Origin of the sequence: Rahnella rivi, from assembly GCF_019049655.1 — a bacterium.
Classification (GTDB): domain Bacteria; phylum Pseudomonadota; class Gammaproteobacteria; order Enterobacterales; family Enterobacteriaceae; genus Rahnella; species Rahnella rivi.
The window spans coordinates 1-9908 of the sequence record NZ_JAFMOX010000030.1 but is presented as its reverse complement, the minus strand read 5'-3'; the positions used below and the strand labels follow the sequence as shown (position 1 = coordinate 9908).

Here is a 9908-nt window from a genome sequence, read left to right as displayed (position 1 = left end):
GGTTTTATCCAGTTTCTTGTTTTCCCCCAAGAAAACAACTCCAAACTAATATATCCGTTGGGATCTTGTGTGACTGAACCATCCCACACAATCCAGTGTGTAGGTAACGTTGTTTTGTTTGTACTATTTACAAGAAGTCCATCGTTTATTAATGTGACGACTTTATAGCCTTGCTCTATATATTTATTTAAATCTCTGATTCCCTGGACGCCTGCCTGAGCAATTCCTACATTACTAAAGACCATTTCATAACCGGCTTTTTCAAACCATTCTGTCAGTGTTTGCCACATGGTGATCCCCGCCACTGGAGAATCAAGAGCATCAAAGTTTAGCACCGTATTCTCTGAATCCCTTAGCCCAGCCAGCGTCATCCAGTCAGTACCGGCTATCTTCGGCCTGCCGTCATCATAGTAAAATGCACCTGTCGGATGCCGACAGCCTTCACCTGGTGAGATGATTAAGTCACCTATTTTAGTTTTCCCATACCTCCAAAGTTCACGGGAAGCTTGCGCATACGCATCAGGGCGATCCTTTTGCAGGCAGTAAAAAAATGCAGCAGGTCCACATACACTTGCTGCTATTTGATTAGGGAAATCAAATCCGTTAAATCTTTCATCTATTTGACGCTCTATTAAATTTTTATCAAAAGGGTCTCTGGAATTACCAATGGGGTATTCTTTCGCAACAAATGGTCGCTTTGGGATAGTGATTTTAATCTGCTTTGTTTCGCCCCCCTGACTCTCAGGCTTCATTGTCCCTTTTGATTCAAAATAACAGGGGTTCTCCCGCTTCACCGGAGACCAGGCTTTGCCTGACGCAAATTCTTCAAGAGTGTACATCTTAGTGAACGGAACAGGCGTCACACAGTGCGTATGCAACATAGTTTTTCGGTAAAGCTTCATTTTCATAATATAAATGGTCGAGAGTGACTCATTTATATTTCCGGTAATGTGGCTCTGTGTTTGACAATTGCCCAGAAACGGCTGTTGTTTCACATCCACTAGGGGATATTTATTCCTGCTGGCGTCCATGCGATAAATACACAGGTCATACAACAAAGAATCAGCCGGGACATTAGAGTTAATACGGGTACTGAGGTGGTAAACAGCCATCATTAATCCATTAATATATGCAGGTTAATATTTTCAGCAGATTCAGCAGATTCAGCATAATGCCACTCTGTCATCCCGTGGTTATCCGTACTCCCCGTTTCGGTGCGACCGTCCGGTAACCTTGTTTTGTCATCCAGGCAGGCCAGTATTCTTGCCATTATTAATCCCTCAGTATATAAGCGGTTATACTCATCGGCATCATACAGCAATCACGACTTAACCAAAATAACTCGCCTCTGATTGTCGGCACAGCGCCTGAATGCGGCATATCTGGGAAGGCCTGTATCCCGCTGCATCCGCTGTTTACCTGATACTGAGTTTCTTGACCTGCCGGTAGTACAGGACTTTCTGATGCTGGTCCTGATCAGCTTGCTTACCCCCAGCGTATGCGCCCGCTCAATTCCCTGTTTTTGTTGCTGGCGGAGAATCAGACAGTCCTTATGTGACATTGCGGCTATCAGGACGATAAGCATATTGATAATGGCGGTTATTACTGCGCGGGTGAGAGGTTCGACCTGCGAAGGGTTTTTATCTGACAGTGCCTGCCATGAAGTGGAGACATACAGGCTGATAATCCGCAACTCGTGTTGTTCTATCTGCTTTTTCAGCGTCATCCAGTCACTATTGCTGAGACGGGTCAGGCGGTCTATCTGCTCGATCAGCAAAATGGAACATATTTTTGCGCTGATGCATCTGCTGGGGTTCACTTTTGCACCAAGGATCCGGGATCTTCATGACTAGCGGTTATTTATTCAGGCGAAGGCTGATAAATATCCGGCTCTACAGTCAATTATTTCTATAATTACAATGAATATCATATAGATAGAATCCCACCGGGATGAAATTCTGAGGCTGGCGACCTCAATAAAGCAGGGAACTGTGACCGCTTCTCTAATGCTGAAAAAGCTGGCCAGTTATCCGAAACAGAATGGGCTTGCCAAGGCACAGAGGGAAATCGGTCGCATTGTGCGAACGCTATTTATGCTGGACTGGATTCGCGATCTTTCACTGCGTCGCAGAGTTCAGGCAGGTCTGAACAAAGGGGAAACCCTGAATGCCCTTGCCAGAGCCGTTTTCATGCATCGTCTGGGCGAAATAAGGGATCGAGGTCTGGAAAACCAGAGTTACCGGGCCAGCGGACTGGCGCTGATCACCGCCGCGATCACATTGTGAAATACCGTATATATAGAGAGAACGACGTTAACCTGCTGAAGAGGAAGGGGGTACATATCAATGAGCAATTGCTGTAACACTTGTCTCCGATGGGCTGGGAACACATCAATCTGACGGGAGACAATGTCTGGCGAAACATTAAAAAACTGGCTAAGGGAAGTATCAACCTTTTCGGGCAGTTGATATCAGTCAGTACAAAAATCACCTAAACGTACAATGTTTTCCATTTCCCAAAAGGAGCCCATAACAGTGAATTACTATAGGGCAGGAAAATTTTCCATCGTCATGGATAGCGGCCTGACCCGCAGTGACTCTGGTCTGTAGCATAAAAGCACGTTAAAGTGCCGCTCTTAACTCACTATAGAAGGCCGCTATGTTAAAGGACACTGAAACCTACCATAAGCTCATTACTGCTGCCGCCGCGTGTTTTGCTAATAAAGGATTCAGCGCAACCAGCGTGCGTGAAATCTCCACGTGCGCCGGTATTAGTCAGGGGGCTATGTACACCTATTTCAAAAGCAAGGATGAGCTCATACGCGCTATTGTTCTCGAAGAGCAGAATTCTGCCCTGATGATGCATGATGAGCCCTACACCGGTTCGCATTTCGATCGACTTTGCATACAGGTGGCTTCCTGTATCAGCGATGTAGGTTACCCGGTTACACATCGTCTTTGGGTTGAAATTATGGCCGAGTCTGCCAGAAACACGCATTTGCAGAAAACGTTCATTTCCAGCGACAAAATCATGCGTCAGGGTATCGCGGAAATTATTGAGAAGGGGATAGGGGCAGGTGAGTTTCCGCGTGAACTTAATTCCGAAGAAGTCACCATCATATTGTTTGCGTTTATCGACGGCCTGATAGCCCGCAAGGCAATCAATCCCGACTTCTCATTCAGCCGGGATGTGCCTGCATTCAGGGACCTGATGGCTAAAATACTTTGTAAAGTATCCTGATAGCCACTCTCCGGGCAATGCGGTCCGGGTGGCCCATATGCCTGACACAGATGTTTCAGCGCCTTTTAAGATGGAAGGCGTTAAACATGCCCGTTCTGTTTACATCAGGTCACCTGCAGAAAAACTTTACCCCGTTTCCCTCCTGAGAGACTCAAAAGACGCAAGTGCCAAAGCTTTACTCCGTTGGTTTTAGAGCCAAAGCATTAGAATGTTGTAACTAAAAATGGCTTTTTAAAAAGGGAGATCACTCTCCCTGTATAAAGATCCGGGTATGATGAATGCCGGATAATCACGCGAGTGGCGTGATTATTGACTTATTTATCAGTCGGGCCGCAACCACCAATCCATTTGGAAATAGACAGGCTTGGTGTCAGTAAATAATCATAGCTGCAGTTTTTATCTTTGTTAGACACGCTGCCGGTGCAACCTGAAAGGGTGGAAATAACCGCACCAAGAAGTACAACTTTAATTACGTTTTTCATGAAAAATCCTTTTAAAATATTATGTTAGTAGCGCTTAGCGGGCATCTGCTATCAAATGCCTGCAGCAATATACTCTGACATACAGCACGGAAACAAATTAAAAGTCATTATTTCTAAATTTTATTCTTATTAATAATTTCGCTAAGTAAATCATTCAAGATATATATCATTTAAAAATATTCATGACCTATATGGTAATTATAAATACATAGAAAACACATATATTAACGAGCAAAACTTATTCAAAAAGGTCACGAAAGCGGTCAGGGAGCGCTTTTTTCGCTCTCTTTTTAATGACACACTGCGGCAACTCATTTGACGGAATAAACACATCCTGATGAAAGCGTCCCTCCTTACGGGTTTGTTATTGGTGATCAGCACTGCTGTACTCGCAGCACCGCAAAAGCAATTGACTCAGGCACAGTGCATAGGCCTGAAAACCGCCCGCATTGATGCTGCCAGTATCGGGCTGCCTACGCGCGGTGCAGTGATCACCGCCGTGGCGATGGCCGGGCAGCCGAATGAACCGCACTGTAAGCTGGAAGGGCAGATTAAACCTGTAGATCTGAAATCCCCCGATATTGAATTTCAGCTGTATTTACCGCTCATGTGGAATGGTAAAGCGTTGCAACTTGGCGGTGGCGGTTTCGATGGTTCTGTAAAAGGCGCAGATACAGCGCGTCTGGCTCCGGCGGCCACACCCGGCGCGCTGAAGCAGGGCTACGCAACGTTTGGAAGTGATTCCGGACATCAGGGCGGCGTGTCTGATGCCTCATTTACTCTTAATGATGAAGCCTGGCAAAACTTCGCCGGTGCGCAAATAAAGAAAACGCACGATGTGGCAGTTGCGCTGATTCAACAAGCCTACGGACGTAAACCTTCGCGGATGTATTTTCAGGGCAACTCGCAGGGCGGACATGAAGCGCTGGCCGCCATTCAGCGCTTTCCCCTTGACTACGATGGTGCCATCGCCATCCACCCGGTTTACAACGTGGTCGAATTACATATGGCGGGCATCCGCATTGGCCAGGCCATTTACAACACACCGGGTGCGTGGATATCTCCCGCGAAGTCAGCCCTGATCGCCAACGCGGTCAATGGCGCGTGTGACAAGTTTGACGGTCTGGCCGATGGCGTGGTTGCCAATATCAAAGCCTGCGATGCCACCTTCAAACTCGCGCATCTGCGTTGCAAAGACGGTAAAGATGAGGGCGCGGGTTGCCTGTCCGACACCCAAATTACGATGGTACACATGCTGAGTAAGCCGGTGTCACTCGGGGTCAGTTTGCCGTCGGGCGACAGTTTTGCGCCATGGCCGATATTGCAGGGCGCTGATGCGCCGTCCATTGTCAGCGTGTTTGGTTCTGGTGCAGACAAACCCAAACCTGAAGCCTCAAATCTGATCATCTCCTTTCCCTACATGATGGGCGATCAGGCGGTGCGTTATGAAGTGATGCGCTCGCCGCAATACGATTCGCTGACTTTCGACCCGGCAGCCCATAAGCAGCGTCTGCTGGAACTGGCTTCGCAGGTCGATAACAATGAAGCGGATATCCGCGCATTTGTGCAGCACGGGGGCAAACTCCTGCTGATGCACGGCACTGCTGATATGGCCGTACCGCCGGGAAATACCGTGGCGTATTACGAGAAACTTCAGGCGCAGTTTGGTGAAAAAACCGTGCGTCAGTTTGCCCGCCTGTATCTGGCGCCGGGATTCACCCACAGCAGCGGGGCGTTTCGTGTCAGCTGGGATTCTCTGGGCACGCTGGATAAATGGGTAGATCACGGAATTGACCCCGGTCAGCAAGTCATGATCGACACCAATAAAGGCACTGCCGGGCGAGAAATGCCGCTTTGTGATTATCCGTTGTTTCCGAAGTATAAAGGTCAGGGTGACACATACGCGGCGAGCAGTTTTGTGTGTGCAAGTGAATAATTTGATTTAATAATCGAGCGGCCTGTCAAGTCTGGCGGGTACCTTTTTCAATTCGATTGCAAGTTATTTTCGTATTATTAACTGTATATATCCCTATGTGAATGAACGTTCTCAAAAAACTTGAACATCCGTTCAAGTCTTGGCATTATCGTCCGCTGTCCGTCCCTCATTTTGGATCCTTCGTTGGCTTATCTGTGTAAAAAAGAACGTCGCGCCTCGCTTCTGGAAGCCGCCGCATGCATCGCACGTCAGGAAGGTCTGGCGGCGACCACCGTCCGGCGCGTCGCTCAGGTAGCCGGCGTTGCGGTCGGGCAGGTTCACCATCATTTTTCCAGCGCAGCTGAATTGCGTGCCCAGGCGTATGCGCGGGTAATGAAGGTCCTCAAGGAGCAGCTGGATAATGATTGTCAGTCCCTGAGTGCACGTGAACGCTTAACACTGTTTCTGATAAGCCCGCAGGATCAGGATTCGCTGATGGCGATCCCGTTGTGGCACGAGGCAATGCTGCTGACTGAACAGGAACCGCTGATGAAATCCGCTTTTGCGGCGTCTGTTGCCGACTGGCATCAGCTCGTTTCATCAGCCATTGAATATGGCAGGGATACCCGCGAATTTATCGCAGGGGAGTCCGCCGCGCACATTGCCTGGCGCCTGATTGGCCTGAGCAGCAGCATGGATGCCATGTCGCGTCTTGAATCTCTCGGGCTGACCAGCGTCTGCGCCGAATACAACCTTAACCGCGCCATCCAAAACGAGCTTTACCGCAAGGAAACTTCTGATGTTTAAAACCTACCTGATCCTCGGACTCGCCATTGTGGCCGAAGTCATCGCCACCAGCAGCCTGAAGAGCTCGGAAGGGTTTACCCGTTTATGGCCCAGTGTGGTCACGTTACTGGGTTACACCATTGCGATATTTTTGCTGTCGCTGACGCTGAAAACGCTGCCCACCGGGATTGCTTACGCCATCTGGTCCGGTGTCGGTATCGTTCTTGTCTCAGCGATAGGGTGGTTTGGTTACGGTCAAAAGCTGGATACGCCCGCCGTCATTGGCCTCGGACTTATCATCGCCGGCGTGATCGTTGTGAACGTGTTTTCAAAATCTGTTGCGCACTAAGCGCGCGACGTTATAGCAGCACCGGGAGTCCATCTTGCAGAGCGAACAAAAACCTGATTTTCATGACGACTTGATCAAAGAGCTTCTCTACTGGATCGAAGTCAACTTAAGTGATCGTCTGACGATGGAAAAAGCCTCGAAAAAAACCGGCTATTCTCCGTGGTATCTTCAGCGATTATTTAAAAGCAAAACGGGCCACGCGCTGGGTAAATACATCCGTGACCGTCGTCTGACGATGGCGGCGATTGCTTTGCGTCTGACCAATATGCCGATCCTCGATATCTCACTCTATTATTCTTATGATTCGCAGCAGACGTTTACCCGCTCATTCAAAAAGAACTTTGCAGAAACGCCGGGAATGTACCGTCGCAACGCCTCATGGACCATGAATGGCATCACCGCGCCATTGACCGTTGACGAATTTCCACAGCCGGAATACGAAATTGTTGAGTTGCCGGAAATGGCTTTTGAAGGCGAAACCACCACGCATTCTTATCCGATCGAAGCGCTTTTCAACAGTAAAAACCACGTTCACCGGGCTGAACTGCTGCGTTATCTGGCCACGCCGGAATCATTGCTCGCGCCGGTGTGGGGGCTGTCTGATTGCCGCCCTGATACTCACGATGAAGTGGCGAATGCGTTACAGATGGAATATACCGTGGCCCATGAAGTCAGGATCGGTGCCAGTCACGACATTTTTGTGCCCGCCAGTCGTTATCTGAAGATCAATTACCCTTATGATCTCAGCCGCCTGAATGATTTCATTCTCTACATGTACTCGGTATTTTTACCCACCCTCGGTCTGGAATTTATCATGCAGCCCGATCTCGAAAAATACTCACGGGAATCCGCACTTAACGGCGTGACCTGCGAGTATTACATACCGCTGGCGAACGCCTGACGGTTAACCGTCAGGCATAAAAAAAGCCTCTCATTATGAGAGGCCTGATTGACGCACACGCACTCAGTTAAAGACCATGCCGCCGTCGATTAACAATGACTGACCGGTCATATAATCAGAATCCGGGCCTGCAAGGTAAGAGACGCAGCCAGCGACATCTTCCGGTTCTGAGAGGCGTTTCAGGGTAATGTTTTTCGCAAACTCCTGGGTACCATAACCCACCGGCTTGCCTGCTGCTGCAGACACCTGTCGGTCAATCTCTTCCCACATAGGCGTTTTCACAATCCCCGGGCAATACGCGTTCACGGTGATGCCCAGCGGCGCTAAATCGCGTGCAGCCGTCTGAGTCAGGCCGCGGACCGCGAATTTACTCGAGCTGTAAATCGCCAGCTCCGGGTTACCGACATGCCCGGCCTGAGAACAGGCATTAATAATTTTCCCGCCGTGTCCCTGCGATTTAAAAGCTTTGATCGCCGCCTGAATGCCCCAGATCACGCCTTTTACGTTGATGTTATAGACTTTATCGACAATCTCAGGGGTGATGTCTTCAATCAGCGTGGTTGGCGCAATACCGGCGTTATTGACGATGACATCAAAACCACCGAGTTGCGTGGTGGCGGCTTCGACCGCAGCAAACACCTGATCGCGGTCTGACACATCGGCCAGCTGGGCAATAGCCTTGCCGCCAGCATGATTGATTTCTTCAGCCACTTTCTTCGCCGTTTCATGATTAAAATCTACAACAGCCACGGCAAAACCATCTTTGGCAAGACGCAGGGCAATTGCACGGCCAATCCCCTGACCGCCACCTGTCACTAAAGCCACTTTTCCATTTTTAGACATACAACCATCCTCTATGTATTCGGTATCTTCTTCAGGTGCTGCGCGCAACGCACGGAAATACCGTCTCCGTACCGTTACGTGAGCTGCTTACTGGTTTACGCCCCTGAGACGGCATGTGCAATTGTTAACCACCGTCACTAACTGTATCGATTCGAATAAGTAGGAAGGTACAGATTGGCCGCGAAACAAGGCCGCACTCGGGTAGAATAGGGGATTAACAGGAATAAACAGGGCAACACCATGACCGATAACAGCCTCACTCTGTTTCACGAGCGTCTCACCACGCTGACGCGCTCATTACAAATTTCACCGCAGGTTGCTGAAAATCAGGTATTGGACCGCATGGCACTGAGTTTTCGCAAACTGCTTAATTTTCTGGCTGAAGATGCCAGCCTCACACAGCGCGCTTTTCTCCTGCCACCGCACAGCGCCGGGACCCAGGCGTTACTGTCACAACTGATCGCTGAAAATCTGGCACACAGTCAGCAGCATGGCCTGTTTCGTGACGATATCCCTGCGACACTGCTCGGTCAGTGTTTTACCGGCATGCTGGTACAGCTGGCACAGAACAGCGGTGATCCGGCGTTACGCCACCAACACAGCGTCGCCTGTGCAAAATTATTCTGTGAAGGTATCTGGCCGGGCGCGGCTTAGTCGATTTATCGCATTGCAAAGCAAAAATGGTTGGTTCAGTTCAGGGCGCAGAAACGGTTAACTGACGTCATTCCAGCGAAAGACAATGTCTGCGCTGATCAGTGATGAACTTACAGTGAATATCCGGAGGCCCATATGTCAACGAATGCACCAGCTGCTGCGCCACGCTCGTTCTGGCAACGCCTGACTCGCCGCAAGGTGAGCGCGTACACAGAAGATAAAACGCAGGATACAACGCGTTTGCTGGAAAGTTTTCTGGCGACCGGGTGTCTGTATGGCATTGATGTGGGGAACAGTGACCCGGCGTGGTTTCGCCGCTCCTGACCGGTATACCCGTTTAATGCGCATCAGTTACTGGAACGAACTGTGCGTTTAACAAACTCTTCTCCTGAGAGTAGCCGTTGTGCCTGAATAGCGGGTGTTGGCCTTGCGGATGCGCAATCCCAGCATCAGATATGCAGGTTGTTGTGGACGTTTAACGTTTCTCTGACCTCGTCGTATTTCTTAGTTCTCTCTCATTTGCAGAGCCCATAACTTTCGCCGGTTATGGGTTTTTTTATGCAAAAAAAAACCCCGCAGTCAGGCGGGGTAATCATTGCGGTCGCGGACAGGGGGATCGCGACGGATAAATATAAACAATAAAACCAAGGAAGGGTAAAAATGAATTGCAGTGATGATGCCACAATCCGGAAAGTAAATTACCACAAGATAAAAGCTAAAAATAAATACAATTTATAT

General features: G+C 49.2%; 11 protein-coding genes and 2 pseudogenes. 8 read left to right on the top strand and 5 right to left on the bottom strand.

Going from position 1 to position 9908, the window contains the following annotated elements; translation table 11 throughout:
* The 3 genes and pseudogenes from J1779_RS00295 to J1779_RS00285 form a co-directional block, all read right to left on the bottom strand.
* Positions 1–1112: hypothetical protein (locus J1779_RS00295; protein WP_217202548.1), on the bottom strand; the 1112-nt coding region annotated here is incomplete at its 3' end.
* Between the two features lie 2 nt (positions 1113–1114).
* Complete coding sequence (locus tag J1779_RS00290) at positions 1115–1270, bottom strand: hypothetical protein (protein WP_238484993.1); 156 nt, start codon at positions 1268–1270, stop codon at positions 1115–1117.
* 58 nt (positions 1271–1328) lie between these two features.
* Positions 1329–1834 (bottom strand): annotated as a pseudogene (locus tag J1779_RS00285) (recombinase family protein).
* Between J1779_RS00285 and J1779_RS00280 the strand changes: the two are divergent.
* Together J1779_RS00280 and J1779_RS00275 are read left to right on the top strand one after the other, a co-directional pair.
* Positions 1782–2532, top strand: a pseudogene (locus J1779_RS00280) (Tn3 family transposase); the annotation flags it as partial. The pseudogenes J1779_RS00285 and J1779_RS00280 overlap by 53 nt on opposite strands.
* Before the next feature lie 126 nt (positions 2533–2658).
* Positions 2659–3240, top strand: a complete 582-nt coding sequence (locus J1779_RS00275; RefSeq protein ID WP_217202547.1) for a TetR/AcrR family transcriptional regulator — start codon at positions 2659–2661, stop codon at positions 3238–3240.
* Between the two features lie 314 nt (positions 3241–3554).
* On the opposite strand, the gene J1779_RS00270 is transcribed toward J1779_RS00275, so the two are convergent.
* Complete coding sequence (locus tag J1779_RS00270; protein WP_072158075.1) at positions 3555–3722, bottom strand: YhfL family protein; 168 nt, start codon at positions 3720–3722, stop codon at positions 3555–3557.
* Positions 3723–4059: 337 nt separating this feature from the next.
* On the opposite strand from J1779_RS00270, the gene J1779_RS00265 reads away from it, so the two are divergent.
* The 4 genes from J1779_RS00265 to J1779_RS00250 all read left to right on the top strand — a co-directional run bounded on the left by J1779_RS00265 (position 4060) and on the right by J1779_RS00250 (position 7673).
* Positions 4060–5658: a tannase/feruloyl esterase family alpha/beta hydrolase gene (locus tag J1779_RS00265; RefSeq protein ID WP_238484992.1), complete on the top strand. Its 1599-nt coding sequence runs from the start codon at positions 4060–4062 to the stop codon at positions 5656–5658.
* Between the two features lie 183 nt (positions 5659–5841).
* A complete protein-coding gene (locus tag J1779_RS00260; RefSeq protein ID WP_217202546.1) occupies positions 5842–6444 on the top strand; it encodes a TetR family transcriptional regulator in 603 nt (200 codons plus the stop codon).
* The gene (locus J1779_RS00255; protein ID WP_056773809.1) at positions 6437–6772 is read left to right on the top strand and encodes an SMR family transporter; all 336 of its coding nucleotides are present in this window, start codon (positions 6437–6439) and stop codon (positions 6770–6772) included. Before J1779_RS00260 ends, J1779_RS00255 begins: the two co-directional genes overlap by 8 nt.
* A gap of 34 nt (positions 6773–6806) precedes the next feature.
* Positions 6807–7673, top strand: coding sequence for a helix-turn-helix domain-containing protein (locus J1779_RS00250; RefSeq protein ID WP_056773814.1), 867 nt, complete (start codon positions 6807–6809; stop codon positions 7671–7673).
* A gap of 63 nt (positions 7674–7736) precedes the next feature.
* Here the strand turns inward: J1779_RS00250 and J1779_RS00245 are convergent, their stop codons facing one another.
* Positions 7737–8516 carry a (S)-acetoin forming diacetyl reductase gene (locus tag J1779_RS00245; protein ID WP_136375502.1) on the bottom strand — a complete coding sequence of 260 codons (780 nt, stop codon included), beginning with the start codon at positions 8514–8516 and terminating at the stop codon, positions 7737–7739.
* Between the two features lie 240 nt (positions 8517–8756).
* Between J1779_RS00245 and J1779_RS00240 the strand changes: the two genes are divergently transcribed.
* Both J1779_RS00240 and J1779_RS00235 read left to right on the top strand, forming a co-directional pair.
* Positions 8757–9170 (top strand): hypothetical protein, encoded by a 414-nt coding sequence (locus J1779_RS00240; protein ID WP_217202545.1) that lies wholly within the window; start codon positions 8757–8759, stop codon positions 9168–9170.
* Between the two features lie 135 nt (positions 9171–9305).
* Entirely contained in the window at positions 9306–9494 is a 189-nt protein-coding gene (locus tag J1779_RS00235) for a hypothetical protein (RefSeq protein ID WP_217202544.1), read from the top strand.
* The last annotated feature ends 414 nt before the right edge of the window (positions 9495–9908 follow it).